At 52.2% G+C, this 15,682-nt stretch carries 15 protein-coding genes; 2 read left to right on the forward strand and 13 right to left on the reverse strand.

What is annotated here, in order from left to right; translation table 11 throughout:
• Position 1: 1 nt before the first annotated feature.
• The 7 genes from MUG09_RS06805 to MUG09_RS06835 form a co-directional block, all read right to left on the reverse strand.
• Positions 2-841: a phosphatidate cytidylyltransferase gene (locus tag MUG09_RS06805; protein WP_244774817.1), complete on the reverse strand. Its 840-nt coding sequence runs from the start codon at positions 839-841 to the stop codon at positions 2-4.
• On the reverse strand, positions 838-1,536 hold the full coding sequence (gene uppS, locus MUG09_RS06810) for a polyprenyl diphosphate synthase (protein ID WP_244774819.1): 699 nt from the start codon (positions 1,534-1,536) through the stop codon (positions 838-840). Before uppS ends, MUG09_RS06805 begins: the two co-directional genes overlap by 4 nt.
• A gap of 1 nt (position 1,537) precedes the next feature.
• Complete coding sequence (gene frr, locus MUG09_RS06815) at positions 1,538-2,092, reverse strand: ribosome recycling factor (RefSeq protein ID WP_244774821.1); 555 nt, start codon at positions 2,090-2,092, stop codon at positions 1,538-1,540.
• Positions 2,093-2,152: 60 nt separating this feature from the next.
• On the reverse strand, positions 2,153-3,004 hold the full coding sequence (gene tsf, locus MUG09_RS06820; protein ID WP_244774822.1) for a translation elongation factor Ts: 852 nt from the start codon (positions 3,002-3,004) through the stop codon (positions 2,153-2,155).
• An 11-nt stretch (positions 3,005-3,015) separates the two neighbouring features.
• Positions 3,016-3,906, reverse strand: coding sequence for a 30S ribosomal protein S2 (rpsB, locus tag MUG09_RS06825; protein WP_244774823.1), 891 nt, complete (start codon positions 3,904-3,906; stop codon positions 3,016-3,018).
• Positions 3,907-4,084: 178 nt separating this feature from the next.
• Positions 4,085-4,666: a Maf family protein gene (locus tag MUG09_RS06830; protein WP_244774824.1), complete on the reverse strand. Its 582-nt coding sequence runs from the start codon at positions 4,664-4,666 to the stop codon at positions 4,085-4,087.
• Positions 4,659-6,608 carry an ABC-F family ATP-binding cassette domain-containing protein gene (locus tag MUG09_RS06835; protein WP_244774825.1) on the reverse strand — a complete coding sequence of 650 codons (1,950 nt, stop codon included), beginning with the start codon at positions 6,606-6,608 and terminating at the stop codon, positions 4,659-4,661. Before MUG09_RS06835 ends, MUG09_RS06830 begins: the two co-directional genes overlap by 8 nt.
• A gap of 112 nt (positions 6,609-6,720) precedes the next feature.
• Here MUG09_RS06835 and aroE point away from each other — a divergent pair, with 112 nt between their 5' ends.
• Positions 6,721-8,205 (forward strand): shikimate dehydrogenase, encoded by a 1,485-nt coding sequence (gene aroE / locus MUG09_RS06840; RefSeq protein ID WP_244774826.1) that lies wholly within the window; start codon positions 6,721-6,723, stop codon positions 8,203-8,205.
• 1 nt (position 8,206) lies between these two features.
• Here aroE and MUG09_RS06845 read toward each other — a convergent pair whose 3' ends face one another.
• The 5 genes from MUG09_RS06845 to MUG09_RS06865 are packed head-to-tail and all read right to left on the reverse strand — an operon-like array spanning position 8,207 to position 13,811.
• Complete coding sequence (locus MUG09_RS06845) at positions 8,207-10,108, reverse strand: hypothetical protein (protein ID WP_244774828.1); 1,902 nt, start codon at positions 10,106-10,108, stop codon at positions 8,207-8,209.
• On the reverse strand, positions 10,096-11,757 hold the full coding sequence (locus tag MUG09_RS06850) for a DNA repair helicase XPB (protein WP_244774830.1): 1,662 nt from the start codon (positions 11,755-11,757) through the stop codon (positions 10,096-10,098). Before MUG09_RS06850 ends, MUG09_RS06845 begins: the two co-directional genes overlap by 13 nt.
• Positions 11,757-12,806 carry a chorismate synthase gene (aroC, locus tag MUG09_RS06855; protein WP_244774832.1) on the reverse strand — a complete coding sequence of 350 codons (1,050 nt, stop codon included), beginning with the start codon at positions 12,804-12,806 and terminating at the stop codon, positions 11,757-11,759. Before aroC ends, MUG09_RS06850 begins: the two co-directional genes overlap by 1 nt.
• A 1-nt stretch (position 12,807) precedes the next feature.
• The gene (locus MUG09_RS06860; RefSeq protein WP_244774835.1) at positions 12,808-13,335 is read right to left on the reverse strand and encodes a shikimate kinase; all 528 of its coding nucleotides are present in this window, start codon (positions 13,333-13,335) and stop codon (positions 12,808-12,810) included.
• A 2-nt stretch (positions 13,336-13,337) separates the two neighbouring features.
• Positions 13,338-13,811 (reverse strand): hypothetical protein, encoded by a 474-nt coding sequence (locus tag MUG09_RS06865; RefSeq protein ID WP_244774837.1) that lies wholly within the window; start codon positions 13,809-13,811, stop codon positions 13,338-13,340.
• A gap of 65 nt (positions 13,812-13,876) precedes the next feature.
• On the opposite strand from MUG09_RS06865, the gene MUG09_RS06870 reads away from it, so the two are divergent.
• Positions 13,877-15,028, forward strand: a complete 1,152-nt coding sequence (locus MUG09_RS06870; RefSeq protein WP_244774839.1) for a deoxyguanosinetriphosphate triphosphohydrolase family protein — start codon at positions 13,877-13,879, stop codon at positions 15,026-15,028.
• Here MUG09_RS06870 and nrdR read toward each other — a convergent pair.
• Positions 15,025-15,489 (reverse strand): transcriptional regulator NrdR, encoded by a 465-nt coding sequence (gene nrdR, locus MUG09_RS06875; RefSeq protein ID WP_244774841.1) that lies wholly within the window; start codon positions 15,487-15,489, stop codon positions 15,025-15,027. The two genes, MUG09_RS06870 and nrdR, sit on opposite strands and share 4 nt — an antisense overlap.
• Positions 15,490-15,682 lie beyond the last annotated feature (193 nt).

Below are 15,682 nucleotides of genomic sequence, written 5' to 3' on the forward strand. Positions count from 1 at the left end.
CCTAGAAGAACGAAAGCAGAATCCAGAAAATCGGAGCGCTGGCCAACATTGAGTCGATGGAATCCAATAAGCCGCCGCGGCCGGGGACCAACGTCCCGCTGTCCTTCATATGGGCGGAACGTTTGAACGCGCTCTCGATCAAATCACCGATATTTGATGCAGTACTGGTTGCCAGACCGAGAAGAATTGCCTGAGACAAGGAGACCTGATCCTTGATGCCGGGTACGAATGCACAGAAGAGCACCGACAGGAGTACTGTTGTTGCGGTTCCTCCCACGAAGCCGGCCATGCTTTTGTTCGGACTGACTTTAACAAAACCCTTGTTGTTTTTCCCAAAGGACATGCCGAAGACAAAGGCAAAGATGTCGTTGCCGAATACAAGCAGAAAGAAAAGCAAAAATGATTGCGTCGGGTAAGCGAGCAATGAGATTCGTTGGATGAAGGTGATCAAGAGGCCGGGGTAGAGCAGAAGCAGGCTCTGAGCGGCGATGCGAGAGAGTGACTTCTGAAACGAGTCCTTGACCCCATAATACAATTCATTGGAAAACAGACCCAAAGCCATCAGTACGACAGCCAAGTCAACCAAGGGAAGATTGGGGTAATAAGCCATCTCAAGCCACTGTGCAAGCGGAAGCAATCCTACTACATACGAGGGGAGATGGACTTTGACGTTTTCACTTTTTTGATAGAGATCTTTCAACTCCTTTGCTCCCCAGCCTGCCGTAAGCATTGCGAGAAAGGAGAGGGCCATATAAGAGTTGTGCGGAAGAAAAAGAATAATGCAGAATAAGGTTGGAAGTGTAACTACGGTGGTAAGAACCCGCTTCGCCATTGATGTCATTCTACTCCCCCAAATTTCCTTACCCTCTGGCTATAATCGTGGCAGACTTTTCGGATATCTTCTTCGTTCCAGTCAGGCCAAAATTTTTCATAGAAAGCAAGCTCAGCATATGCGCTGTCCCACAAGAGAAAATTGCTCAGTCTCTTCTCATTTGCGCTTCTCACTATCATATCGACAGGAGGCACCTGAGGCAAGTCCAAATTATCAGCGATGGCGGTCTCTGTAATGCCCTGTCCTGGATTCTTGGAGAGGAATTTGTTTACAGCGCGACAAATTTCATCCCTTCCCCCATAGTTTATAGCGACTATGGCGGTAATGGTAGTGTTGTTACTGGTTTCAAGAACGGTTTGCTCTATTGCATGCCGAACCTCTTCGGGCAAGCCATTGAGATCGCCTCGAGCGAGGATGCGGATACCATGCTTGTTGTAGAAAGCGAGTTCGCCGTGAATCTTGGAAACGAAGAGATGCATCAAGTACTTTACTTCCTGCTCGCTTCGTTTCCAATTCTCGGTGGAGAAGGTATAGAAGGTGACATACCCGATGCCCTGCCTTGCTGCTTCGCATATCACTCGCTTGAGGGCCTTCAAGCCTTCAGCATGTCCGGCAGTGCGAGGAAGCGACCGCTTCTTCGCCCATCGGCCGTTTCCATCCATGATGATGCCAAGATGGGCAGGGACAACGGGTTTATCTTCCATCCTAAATCTCCATGATTTCCTTCTCCTTCTCATCAGAGAGGGAGTTGACTTGGGCGATGTAGGAATCAGTCATCTTCTGGATCTTGCTTTCTGCATCCTTGAGCTCATCTTCGCTGATGTCTCCGTTTTTCTGCATTTTCTTCAGCTCGTCCATAGCCTCGCGCCTGATGTTACGCATAGCCACTCTGCTCTGCTCCGAAGTCGCCTTTGCCGTCTTCACCAGCTGCTTGCGGCGGTCCTCGTTCAATGGGGGGAAGTTGAGACGAATCAGCTTGCCGTCATTGTTCGGTGGGAGACCCAGGTCGCTCTTCAGGATAGCCTTCTCAATAGCGCTCAATACGCTTTTGTCCCAAGGCTGGATGACGATCATCCTTGCCTCCGGCACGCTGACGGTCGCGACTTGGTTGATGGGTGTCTCAGATCCATAGTAGTCGACACGAATCTTGTCCAGAAGGGAAGCCGAAGCTCTACCGGTTCTAAGGCCGGAAAAATCCTTGGAAAGACTCTCAAGACTCTTAAGCATCTTGCTTTCGCACGTATCAAGTACCTGTTGCATAGATATCTCCAATAAAACTACCGCTCACAGGGGTGAGCGGTGGGTATAGAACGATTGCAGTTAGTTACTGCAGGAGGCGACGCCGGCTCGAAGGAAGGAGAAGTTGACGATCTCGAGCTTGCCGCCCGCACTCTTTCCAACTTCAGCGACCTTCTTCTCAACACTCATGGAGTCGTCCTTCACGAACGGCTGCTGCAGGAAACAAATTTCTGCGAGGTGCTTGCTCAGCTTGCCCTTGACAATGCCTTCCAGAACCTTGGCGGGCTTGTCGAGTTTTGCAGCCTGAACGGTGAAGATCTCGGTCTGCTCCTTGATATAAGTCTCATCAACGGTGGAGATGTTGAGATAGGAGGGAGTGAAGGCAGCGACGTGCAGTGCACAATCGTTGGTCAACTCCTTGACCAGCTCGTTCTCGAACAACTCGGCCTTGTCGGCCTTGAACATGACCAACACGCCCAAGGAACCGTTGCCGTGGATGTAGCTGGAAGCATATTCATTCGCACCAAGGTCAAAGACGCACAGGTTCTTGAGACCCATGTTTTCCTTGATGATGGCGATCAAGTCATTGACCATGCCGGTCAACTCATCGTTTATTTCGGTATAGCCCTTTGCAAGAGCGACGTCACAAATCTTGTTTCCAAGCTCGGCGAACTGTTCGTTGGTGGCAACAAAGTCGGTCTCGCAGGAAAGCTCGGCCATTACAGCCTTGTTCTTCTCTACTTTAACAAATACACGACCGTTGTCGGTTGCCCGGTCCTGGCGCTTTGCAATTGCAGCAAGCCCCATCTCCTTGAGTAATCTTTCAGCAGCGGCGAAATCGCCGTTTGCCTGGGTCAATGCCTTCTTGCAATCCATCATCCCTGCGCCGGTAATCTCACGCAGCTTCTTTACTTCATCAGCAGTAATTGCCATGCTAGTCCTCCTTAGTCTTTGTACAGTGTCTCTTCATCAACGAGAAGGTCCTCTTCTTCGCCGTCCTCTTCATCCTTCTTCTCTACATCCTTCTCCTCGAACTTGGAAAAATCTGCATTCTCGTCGGTGGAGAAGACAATGGCTTCCTCTTCCTCATCCTTTTTTGCTACTTCTTCGCTCTCATCCTCGTTGCCCAGAGTCTCGATGATCTGGATGCCGGCTTCATTGTCAGCGTCAACCACTGCGTTGGCGATGATCTCGACGAAGAGGCTGATGGCACGAATTGCATCATCGTTGCCCGGAATGGGGTAGGTGATATCGGAAGGGTCGCAGTTGGTGTCGACGACGGCAATGACAGGAATACCAAGACGCTTTGCCTCAGTAACGGCAATGGCTTCCTTCTTGGTATCGATGATGAACAGGGCTCCGGGGAGATCCTTCATGTCCTTGATGCCGCCAAGGTTCTTCTCCAGCTTGATCTTCTGCTTGGTAAGCAGGGAAACTTCCTTCTTGGTAAGGGAATCGAAAGTTCCATCGATTTCCATCTTCTCAATCTTTTTCAGGGTTGCAATGGACTTCTTGATGGTGGTGAAGTTGGTCAACATACCACCGAGCCAACGATTGTTGATGTACGGCATGCCGCATCTCTTGGCTTCTGTTTCAATAGCCTGCTGGGCCTGCTTCTTGGTTCCGACGAACAGAACCGTCTTGCCCTGCTTGACGACTGCACGAACAGCGTCGTAGGCTTCAACGATGCAAGCAGAGGTCTTCTGCAGATCGATAATGTGAATTCCGTTTCTCTGGCTGAAAATGAAACGGGCCATCTTGGGGTTCCACCTCTTGGTCTGGTGGCCGAAATGCACGCCTGACTCAAGCAGGCTCTTCATGGTAACTACGGACATAATCCTCCTGTCTGACGACACACCTCTCCCAACGGGACAGGTTTGACTGTGCGTCACCCTTCTACTCTTACTCACCCCTGGGGGCGGAGATTCCGTTCTGCATACGCAGACCGGTATCGATAAGTATTTCAGAAATTAAAAAGTATGACAAGTATCATGGAAGCCGTAGCTGCAACTGTCAGGCTTTTTCTCCTAGAATTCGTTGTATTTGTTCCACAGGCAAGCCGATGACCGTCCCCCTGTCTCCTTCGATGTGGTCGATCAATTGTTTTCCCAAACCCTGAATCCGGTAGGAGCCTGCAGCTCCTTCCCATTCTCGGGTATCCAAGTACGTCTCGACATCTTGCTCATCCAATTGCTTGAACCATACCAAGGCCTTGTCAGCATCGCAGAATATCTTATTCCCATACCACAACGCCCAGCCCGAGTATACCTGCTGCGCCTTTCCGCTGAAGTCGAGCAGCTGGCTTTTTGCCTGTGTTCGATCCTCGCTCTTGCCGATGAGCCTGTCCTCGAAGAAGATGAGCGTATCGCAGCAGAGCACCGGCAGGGTATAGGCCGGATGCTCCTTGCGGTACGCTTCCAGTTTTCGCCTGGCAAGCATGGCCACCACCTCTGCAGGATGGGAGAGCTCGAAAGACTCATCACTGTGGGTGGGGCAGGTGGTGACTTCAATTCCCAACTCCTGCAGAAGAGCCCTGCGTGCCACCGACTGGCTGGCAAGGATGAGACGGGGAAGCATGTACGCTAAATCAGGCAAGTTCGTCCTCCAATTCCTCGATTTCCATCGTCAAGGAGAGCCAAGCCTCTTCCTGCTGCTCCATCGTCGTGTGCAGTTGCTCCTTTTTCTGGACCAAGGCGGTTATCTTTTCGGCATCGCTGTAGTTTTCCACAAGCGCCATCTGCTGCTCGGTATGCTGAATTTTCTCCATCAGAAGCCGATGGGTCTTCAACAACTCCTCGCTCTGTCTGCGTAGGCTGCCAAGCCGGTTCTTTTTACGGTTTGCTTCCTTGTAGGAGAGGGCGGCTTTCGCTGCAACAGGTTGTGAAGCGACGGATGTAGAGCCTTTCTTGGGATCTTCGACCTTCTCCTTCTGCTCAAGCTTGTAAATGAAATATTCATAATCCCCATCAAACAGCTCAGGGGGATTGTCTTCGGTCAGATAGAGAATCTTCGTGGCGATATGTTCGATGAAATAGGAGTCATGGCTGACAAAAACCATCGTTCCGTCATACTGTTTCAAAGCCTTGAGCAACATCTCCTTGGCGTTGATGTCCAAGTGGTTGGTCGGTTCATCGAGGATGAGCAGATTCACCGGATGCAGCAGGATCTTGAGCAGGGCGAGCCTGCTGCGCTCTCCACCGCTGAGCACCGACACCGGTTTGAATACATCATCACCGCTGAAAAGGAATGAGCCGAGGTAGTTGCGCAGCTTCGGAAGATCTGCAGTAGCGGCAATGCCGGAGACCTCCTCCAGCACCGAATTATCTGGATTGAGTGTTTTCTCGGTATCCTGGGCGAAGTATCCGACACTGACATTGCTTCCCAGCCGTACGACTCCACCGTAGTCGGAATCCTGTCCGCTCAGGATTCTCAGCAACGTCGATTTACCGGCCCCGTTCTTTCCGGTGACAGCTAGCCTTTCGCCTTTATTGATCAGCAGGGAGAAATCTGAAAAAATCTCCAAGGCGGGGTAGCGTTTGACAAGGTGCTCGATGATCAGCACATCGTTGCCGCTGTGGGGTGCGGGGGGGAAACTGAAGGAAAGTTGCTTCAGGTGCGACGGAACTTCAACGATTTCAAGTTTTTCGAGCATTTTGATTCGGCTTTGCACCTGCTTGCTCTTGGTTGCCTTATACCTGAACTTCTCGATGAACTGCTCGGTCTTCTCCAGCTGGTCCTGCTGCAGCTTGTAGGCAGCCTCGAGTTGGGCGATTTCCAACTCCCTCTGTTTCACATATTGGGAGTAGTTGCCGCTGTAGCGGTGCAATTTTCCTTGGAACAGTTCGTAAACCTCGTTGACCGTCTCATCGAGGAACCCTTGGTCGTGGCTGACGATCATCACACCGCCTTCGAAGACTTTCAGATAGTTCTTCAACCAGTAACGAGCCTCGATGTCGAGGTAGTTGGTCGGTTCGTCCAAGAGCATGATCGTAGGGTTTTCCACCAGAATTTTTGCCAAGGCAATGCGCATCTGCCAGCCGCCGGAGAACTCCTTCGACGGGCGGTCCATATCGGTATTTGAGAATCCCAGTCCGAACAGCACTTGCTGGATGAACTCCTTCCGGCTGTAGTACCCGTCGTTGAGCAACACCTCCTGGATCTCATGCAATCGGAGCAGATGCGATTCGGTCTTATCCTCCTCGCTTGCGCTGGAGAGTTTTATTTCCAGATCGTGCAACTCAAGCAGCATCTCATCAAAACGTGCATAGGCCTTCTCGACCTCTTCGTAAACAGTACCATCCTCAAAGACTATATCGCTCTGCGGCAGGTAACTGATTCTCATGCCCTTGGTAGCCGAGTATGCAAAGTCATCTGCACTCATGTGGCCGCTGATCACCTTCAGCAGGGTGGACTTGCCGCTCCCATTGCCTCCGGCAAGCGCACTACGGCTTTTTTCCGACAAGGTAAAGGAGATATCGGATAAGATATCCCTATCGGCAAAAGCTAATTGGACCCGTTGTACCTGCAAGGTTGCCACACTCGTTCCCCTTTCTCCAAACGGGTGTTGAAAAGCCCGTTGAATGACGTTATGATTACCTTAGCACAAGCGTGTATTCGGTGACAATCCACCCCAAGTCAGGAGGTCTTCAGTGCTTTGCCTTACACTTACCGGCTCAACCTTGGAGGAGAACCGGGCATTAGTTGAACGCAACCGCAAATGGATCTCCATTGCAGAGCTTCGTCTCGATTATCTGCATCCGGATGAGCAGAAGATTGCATCCTCTTTCCCTTCAACCGTAGACCTGCCGGTGATTCTGACCTTGCGGCGCAGCAGCGACGGGGGCATGTGCATGCTTGCGGAAAAACAGCGGCTGCAACTGTTGTATGAAGCGGCCAAAGGCGACTTTGCCTATGTCGACATTGAAGAAGATGTCAAGAAAACCGACCTTAAGTTCAAGGACCCATTGTTCGAGCAGAAGGTGGACCTTGAGCAGAGCCTGAGACAACGCACTATAAAAATCATTCGGTCATACCACAATTTTGAGTGTGTTCCCGCCGATATCTATGGAAGAATCAGCAAGCTGGCGGCGAGAGGCGACATCCCCAAGGTGGCTGTTACTCCTACAAGCATGATGGATGTCATCACCCTGTTCAGAGTGGAGCAGGAACTGGGAAACATCAAGGAGAAGATTGTCATCGGAATGGGCGATTACGGTGTATGCACCCGCATCTTGTATAAAAAATGCGGGTCCATGTTGAGCTTCTGCTCCGACAGCCAAGCCGCTCCCGGGCACCTCGGGGCCCAGACGATGAGCGAATTATACCGAGCGGACAAGCTTGACGGGAACACCCATATATTCGGTATCATCGGCAACCCCGTCTATCATACGGCGAGTCCGAAAATCCACAACCCCGGTTTCGAAGCAATCCGGTACAATGCCGTCTATGTTCCCTTCCTTGTCGATTCGGTGCGTGCCTTCTTCAAGCTGGCTGAGATGCTTCAGATTCACGGCTTCTCGGTGACGGTCCCCCACAAGCGCAGTGTACAACCGTACCTCGGAAGAATCACCCGCGAGGTAAAACAAATCGGATCTTGCAATACCGTAGTGCGCATACAGAACATGTGGAAGGGGATCAACACTGATTACTATGGGTTTTTGGCCCCGATTTCCGAGCCGCTTGGCAAGGGGGAGATCAAGAACGCCCTCGTCGTAGGAGCCGGAGGTGCTGCAAGGGCTGTGGTGTGGGCTCTTCACAACCATGGAGTGAAGGTCACCATCCTCAATCGAAGTCTCGAACATGCCAGAACGCTTGCTTCGGAGACGATGAGCTCGTTTGACACCTTGGAGAACGCCCACCTGTACAACGGCGGTTTTGAGTTGGTCGTGCAGACGACAAGTGTCGGTATGGGAAACAACGGGAACGAGGAGAGCATCCCTTCATTCAGTTTCAGCGGAAGGGAAATCGCCTACGATTTGGTGTACAACCCCAGGGAGACCCGCTTCCTGAAACGGGCCATGGAAGCCGGTTGTACCATAATCGGGGGATCACAAATGCTGATGGAGCAGGGAAAACTTCAGTTTGAAGCCTTTACAGGCTACCACTATCCCCACTGGATCCAGGCGGACATCTGATTCACGAGACATGAAAGCGAACCAAACGTATAAGGAAGATTTTGCTGATAGGCAGGATCTTCACTTCCATGGTGGGCATCACTGCAACTTTCAGCAGGGCCTCCCGTTGGACCGTGTAGGCTACCTCGAGTGCTTGGACGACCAACTCCTGGTCTGTGAGCTGCAATTGCAACGCAACATCCTTGCGGCCGGCCGCCTGACGGGCCAGACTGACCTTGCCTTGGTAATCGAAGCCACCGGCCTCAATGGCCGTATTGATCACCTGAGCTACAATCTGGCTTGACGAGAGAATCAATTTGGCTTGGAAGCGGTGAAGCAAATCCTGCTTCTGTGCACTGGTGAACGGAGCCAGCTCAATTTCCTGTTTCAAGGCCTCATCGGGAGACACCTGGGGCTTTTGTCCGTTCACCTTGGGTAAATCACAGCGTCGACACCGCTCGGAGCCTTGCAGCAGCAAGGAGAACGAGAGAGCCTCCTTACGTTTCTGCACCTCGATTTTCTCATACGACCGGGTCGCCCCCACCAGCAATCCTGCAGAAACCAGTATTTGACGCCATGTCTCTTCGCTCTCGCGTCGCATGAGAAACAGGGTGGGGCTGATGTTCTTGTACCGATGCTCGGCAAGCGAAGGGAGATTCTGCACGACATGCGCGGTTCTCTCGTCGCAGTTGAGCAGCAGCGCATCATACACGGTGATGGCCTGGTATCGTTCATTGAGCATTCCCAGTTGCTTGAGCAGCAATGAGTGCATGGCAGAGCTGCTGTTCTCCTGCAGGTACTGCTCTATTTCCGTGTAGGAAAGGCCTGAGTCCAACGCCCAAAGAAAACTTTCCTTCGTTATATGGTACCGCTTCTGACGGTCCAATACTTCTACGAAGCTGAATCGATAAAGAATATCGTCCTTGGGGCGGCTTCCCTGGTAGCTGATCGTCTGGTCGCTGTCAATCAACAAGGCATTGGACGGCTGTTCGGTTGCAACATCGGCAACCTTCCATACCCCGTCTAGAGAGATCACACCCCAGGTGGACAGATTGGTCAATACCTCGCTGTCATAGGCGATGCCGTGCTTGAGTGAAAGAGCGCGGATCAGGAGCTTGAGCGAGTTTGTGTCCACCTGGGTGAGCGCCTTGAGGTAGGAGAGCAGGTCCGAACAAAACGAGAACGTATTCTCTTTCATCGCCGCACTCGACTGAGAGCAGAGCAACAGGCACAAGAGCTGATGGTCGTCCAACCGCAAGAGAGCGTGGGCTTTGTTGTAGTCGATCGAAACTTTCTTCTCCACAGTGAGAATGAGGTTTTGTGTCAACACCTGGGTGAGTGCATTGAAGAGCTGCTCCAATCGTTCCGGCTCAAAGCTGGGGAACAGACGGGTGTACTCGTCACGGTATGTCGCCTTGGACTCCTTGGCGACAAGCGAGAGGTAGGCCCGTATAAATTCAGTACCGCAATACGGGGAGTCGGATAGTTGTTGCTCACCCTCACCGAACAGGGGCCTGAGGCTGCAGCGCGCAGCGAGTTCATCGCTGAGAATCGGATTGAATATGAGATTGCCTTCATCGGTGAGCAGCACCAGGCGCTCCTGTAGATTGGCAACCCGTCTGAGAACCGTACCATAGCTGTAAGATCCCTTGAGCAGGTCCATGACAGCTTCGGAGGCAAGGGGACCGGTGACCGAAAGCAGGCTGAGAATGACCAAATCCAACTCATCCAGCATTTCGAGCATACGGTTCCGGTGCGCCTTCTGGCTGAAGAACTGTGAGAGCCTTGCAGTCAACTGGGGTTTGTGAAACGGAGTCGTAACGATACCGAGGTAATTCCGCACCAAATAGAAATAGGTGTCCTCGCTGTATCGGCTGAGTATTTTCATGAATTGCTGTTGTGCATGATCAGTCAATTGGTCCATACCTCTATCTCATAGGAATAGCCTTGCTCGGCAAGAAATTTCTGCCTGTTTGCAGCGAACTCCTCCTCATTGGAGTAACGGGTCACCACCGAGTAAAAGAAACTGGAACGATTTTTCGGTCTGAGGATTCTCCCCAGCCGCTGAGCCTCCTCGCTGCGGCTTCCGAAGGTCCCGGAAACCTGGATGGCCACCGAAGCATCAGGCAGGTCGATGGCGAAGTTGGCCACCTTGCTGACGACCAGGATCCTGCAATCTCCTTCCTTGAAGGCCTTGTACAGCTCTTCGCGTTTTGCGTTCGGGGTGCTGCCGGTAATGATGGGAAGGCCGAACGCATCGGCGATCATCTTCAGTTGGTCCAGATATTGGCCGATAATCAAGATGAAATCATCCGGATGCCGGCTTACCAAGTCCTTTACCACTTCAAGCTTCATGGGATTCTCACTGGCCATGCGGTATTTCTCCCGCTTGCTGCCCAGCGCATAGGGAATCTCAAGCTCCTTGGGAAGATCGAGGCGGATTTCGTGGCAGTATGCTTCGGCGATGAAGCCCTGCTGCTGCAGTTCATTCCAGGGTACGTCGAAGCGTTTGGGACCAACGAGACTGAATACCTCGTCCTCCCTTCCATCCTCCCGGACCAGCGTGGCGGTCAATCCGACACGATAGACGGCCTGCAGCTCCGCAGTAACCTTGAATACAGGTGCGGGAAGCATATGCACCTCATCATAGATGATCAGGCCCCACTCGCCCTTGGTAAGGAGTTCAAGATGGGGAAACGGCCCTTCCTTGTCGGGTCGGTAGGTAAGCACCTGGTAGGTGCAAACGGTCACATCCTTGGGTTCCTTGCGCTCGCCGGTATACTCGCCGATCTGCTCTTTCGCAAGGGTGGTCTTGTCCTGGATTTCCTGCATCCACTGGTGCACCGCCGCCACATTGGTGGTTACCACCAATGTTCGGGTGCACAGGCGTTGCATGATCTGCATCCCTACCACGGTCTTTCCCGAACCGCAGGGAAGCACAATCGTGCCGAATCCGCAGCCAGGTCCCAAATCCCCGAGCAGGGCATCGGAGGCCATCTGCTGGTAGGGTCTGACGGAGAAAGGTTTGCCGCCGACTGTTTCAGTCCTCAGGGCGATTTGGACATCCGGACCCTTTTTGAGCGGAACCTGGTCATCGACTGGATAGCCTATTTTGATCAATTGCAGCTTGACTTCACCACGGGCGTATGTTTCCAGCAGAAAGGAGTGCTCATCCTTGACCACCAAAAGCTTGGAAAGCACCTTGCGTTGCATCAGCTCCGTTTTGATTCTTTGGCTCTCAACATGCAACTGATAATAACGGGGGTCGTCGCTTTCGCTAAGGCGCACTTTTCCCCATCGAGATGCAATGTCCTTTACATAGAACAGGATGCTTTCCGGTACCGCAAACCGTGACCATGCCTTGAGACGATCGACGACCGACTCAACCTTGAAGCCGGAAGATGCAGCATTCCAGAGCGAAATTGGGGAGAGTGCGTAGGTATGCATGTGCTCCGGGCTCTTGATCAACTCACAGAATCGTACCAAATCGGCACGACAAGCTTCACTGTCCTTGTGGTGGACATCCAAAAGCAGGGTCTTGTCACTTTGTACAATCAGCGGGGTATCTTGCATTATGTTCTTCCAAATGCGGTGTAATAGAGGTCAAGCAGGGTTATGGCCACCATCGATTCAACCACTACGACAGCCCGGGGGCAGATGCAGGGATCGTGCCTGCCTTCCACCACCAAGGTTGTCGTCTCATTGTTTTTATTTATCGTCTGCTGAGCTCTGGAGATTGAGGAGGTGGGTTTGATCGCCGCCTGCAGCACAATCTCCTGTCCGCTGGATATGCCGCCGAGTATGCCTCCTGCATGGTTTGAGAGAAAACCATTGCTGGTTCTCTGGTCGTTGCACTCGCTGCCGCGCATAAAGGCAGAAGCGAATCCCGAGCCGAATTGAATGCCTTTCACTGCTCCGATGCTCATCACCGCATGGCTGAGCAGGGCCTGCAGCTTGCCGAAGACCGGCTCGCCGAGACCGGCGGGCACACCGTTGACCCTGCATTCAATGATGCCTCCGATGCTGTCGTTCTCCACCCTGACCTGTTCGATCAAGTCCACCATTTGCTGTGCAGCAACCCGATCGGGACAACGCATGACATTGTCAGCTTCATCCCAATTTCGCGCCCGGGCGATAATCGGGCCGACCTGCACCGTCCCTCCTTGGATGGAGATTCCCCGTTTGGCAAGCAATTGCATGGCTAAAGCTCCTGCAGCAACCCGTGCACTTGTCTCCCTGCCACTGGATCTGCCTCCACCGCGAATGTCGCGGATGCCGTACTTCTTGTAGAAGGTCCAGTCGGCATGACCGGGGCGGAATACATCCTTCAGATGTTCGTAATCAGCGGATTTTTGGTTGGTGCTATACAGGATCATGGCAATCGGGGTCCCGGTGGTATACCCTTCGTACACTCCGGAGAGAATCGAGAGCTCGTCGATTTCGTTGCGCTTTGTTCCGGTAGGATTTCCTCCGGGACGGCGACGGTTCATCTGAGCCTGCAAGCCTTCCATATCGATTTTGAAGCCGCTTTCCACCCCGTCTATGATCACACCGAGGGCTGGTCCGTGGGACTCGCCGAACGTGGTGACGGTAAAGGCATTTCCAAAGCTGTTGTGACCCATTTCATACCTCGCTCTTGAGTGTTTTGACAAGGAAGCTCGCTGTATCGCGGATATCGGGATAATTGGGTAATTGTACCAAAACATCACAGATGTTTCCATAGATTGCATGTCTTCTTGCATACAGGGCGTGGAATGAGCCCTTCGGGTCCGTCTCGTCCAGGAAGGGAGGAACCCCGCCGTTGAGGATCCTGGCAAGGAGCACCGATTCCTCGACCATCAGGTAGATGAGCTTTCCGTGGGTTTTTGCAAGGTTCAGCAAGGCTTCGTTATCCGAGGCGCCGCCTCCAAGACTTATCACCGTTCTCTGCGTTTGTAGAGAGAGGAAGGTTCTCAGTGCGGCGACTTCCTGCGCTTGGAATGCCTCCTGCCCCTGCTCTTTGTAATACGAACGTATGCTGGGGTAGGGAGTGATGGCCTCAAGAATCAAATCATCCAAGTCTATCCAACAAAGCTTGTTCGCTTTGGCATACAAGCGGCCGAGCGTGGATTTCCCGCTGTGCTTGATGCCGCAAAAAAAGAAGTGGTCCATACTCATCGCTGGTCGAACAGTTCTGTCCACTGCTCATCATAAGCACCGATTGAAGGAACCGTAGCCGCTGTCTTGGTAACGTACTGTTTCCTGCGTCGCTCCTTCTGCTGATGGATGAGGGTGTCGACAGCCATCTGGTATCTTGCCTCATGCAGGTTCTTGCGCACTTGCTCCTCGTAGTGATTGATGCGGACCGTTTTTTTCAGGGCGAAGTGAAAGGTGACGATCATCGCATACCAGAACAGCGAGAGCAGAAGCGGTTGCAGATCGAAATATGTGTAGGGCAACGTAACTGATGCAGGGTTGCTTGCAACACGGTAGAGCGTGAGGGCGTTCGGCCAGAGGATGAACATGGTCAGCAAAAGCGGGACGATCCAGTACAGGCCCTGTCTGGAAAAGAGAAAGCGCAGGCAGGCGGCGAAGGCGAGAAAGTTCAAGAGCAGGCATACCAAGGGCAGTGCATATAATTCAACCATGGAACCTCCGCTATCCAAAGAGTCTTTTCCTATGATACCATAGGCCAACAATTTGGGGAATAACTATGAAATTGCAGAATCAAATCTCCGATCAGTTGCTGAAGCAGCGAAAAACCGAAAAACAGGAGGATGTGCGCGGCCCTTATTACCGCGACACCACAGCCATCATCCACTCTTCGGCTTTCAGGCGCCTGAAGCATAAGACACAGGTCTTCTTCGCCCCGAGCAATGATCATATCTGCACCCGAATGGAGCACTGCCTGCATGTAGCCTCGATTGCATCAACCATCTGCAGGGGGCTGGGGCTGGATTCGGAGTTGGCCTGGGCAATCGGCATGGGGCATGACCTGGGGCACACGCCTTTCGGCCATACCGGGGAGAAGATCCTCTCTTCCAAAATGCAGCAGGCGGGCTTTGGGGCTTTCGAGCATGAGATAAACAGCCTGCGGGTTGTCGATTTTCTCTCCAACCAAGGAAAAGGCCTCAATCTGACCTATGCGGTACGGGATGGAATCGTCTGCCATAACGGCGAGAAACTGGTGAAGTCCATCAAGCCGACCTTTACTGTCAGGGATTTGGATGTTGTGCATGAGCGCAAGGGCCTGCTGCCGGCAACCTATGAGGCTGCCGTCGTTCGGCTGTGTGATACCATCGCCTATCTAGGCCGCGATTTTGAGGATGCCTGCCGCTTGGGGCTCATATCCAAAAAGGATCTCCCCGGGGATGTGGAGAAGCTTTTGGGCAACCGCAACGCCCAGATCATAGACACGCTGGTAGTTGATGTCATCGAGCATTCAAACAGCGAGGAGGGCATCAGTTTCAGTGACGAGCTGTTCCCTGCCGTCCAAAAAATGATTGCGTTCAACTATGAATATATTTATAAGAGTCCCATGCTTGAGGGCTATGAACGGTACTTCACCCGTTTGTTCTCCCTTATTCTGGACTATCTGGGAAATCTATTGAGAACCTATGAATTCACAGAAGCGTTGTATACCCAGGAAAAAAACATGCTAGCAATGGGTTTTTATCATCACTTGATGGATATGAAGGATGCGTATCTGCAAAAGGACGGAAACCTTGACCGCCTGATCTTCGACTACATCGGGGGGATGAGCGATACCTTTTGCCTCGATTGTGCCAATGAGATACTCAAGCCCGAGCACCTCAACGACAGCATCGAACATTCGCTTACCGGCAAATGGTTTGACGTCCGCTAGGCAAGTTCCTTGCCCAGCTTCTGGATTTCAGCAATGAATTGTCCGAGGTCGTTGAAGGCCTTGTAGACTGCAGCAAAGCGTACATAGGCAACCAAATCCACCTCTCTCAGCTGCTTCAGCGCCTCATCGCCGATATCGGAAGAGGCGATTTCCCGCTTGCTTCCCACCTTGAGCATTATGGCATCCTCAATACTTTGCAGGAGGGTGTCAATCTGACTCTCGCTGATTTTCAATTTCTCGGTGCACGAACGAATTCCTCGTCCCAGCTTGTTCAAGTCGAAGGGCTCGCGCCTGCCGTCACGCTTGATGACCATCAACGGCTTGTCCTCGATTCGCTCGTAACTGGTGAAGCGATATCCGCAGGAGTTGCACTCCCTTCTTCGCCTGATCGACGAACCGCTGGAATTCTGCCTCGATTCCAAAACCTTGTCGTCCATTTGAGAGCAGTGGGGACATCTCATGCAGCTTTCTCCTCAAGAAAACAGTATACACACTGCTGGTAGCGTTCTCAACAAAAATAGTGCCGATAAAGTTCCAAAATAGTGTCACAATGGTGATATTCTCAATGCAATTTCCCAGACCCTGCACTAGATGTGGATAGTGCAGGGCAAAACCATGCGATTTTATATATGTACGATTTTCCAACAATGGTAC

Origin of the sequence: Sphaerochaeta associata (assembly GCF_022869165.1) — a bacterium.
Lineage (GTDB): Bacteria > Spirochaetota > Spirochaetia > Sphaerochaetales > Sphaerochaetaceae > Sphaerochaeta > Sphaerochaeta associata.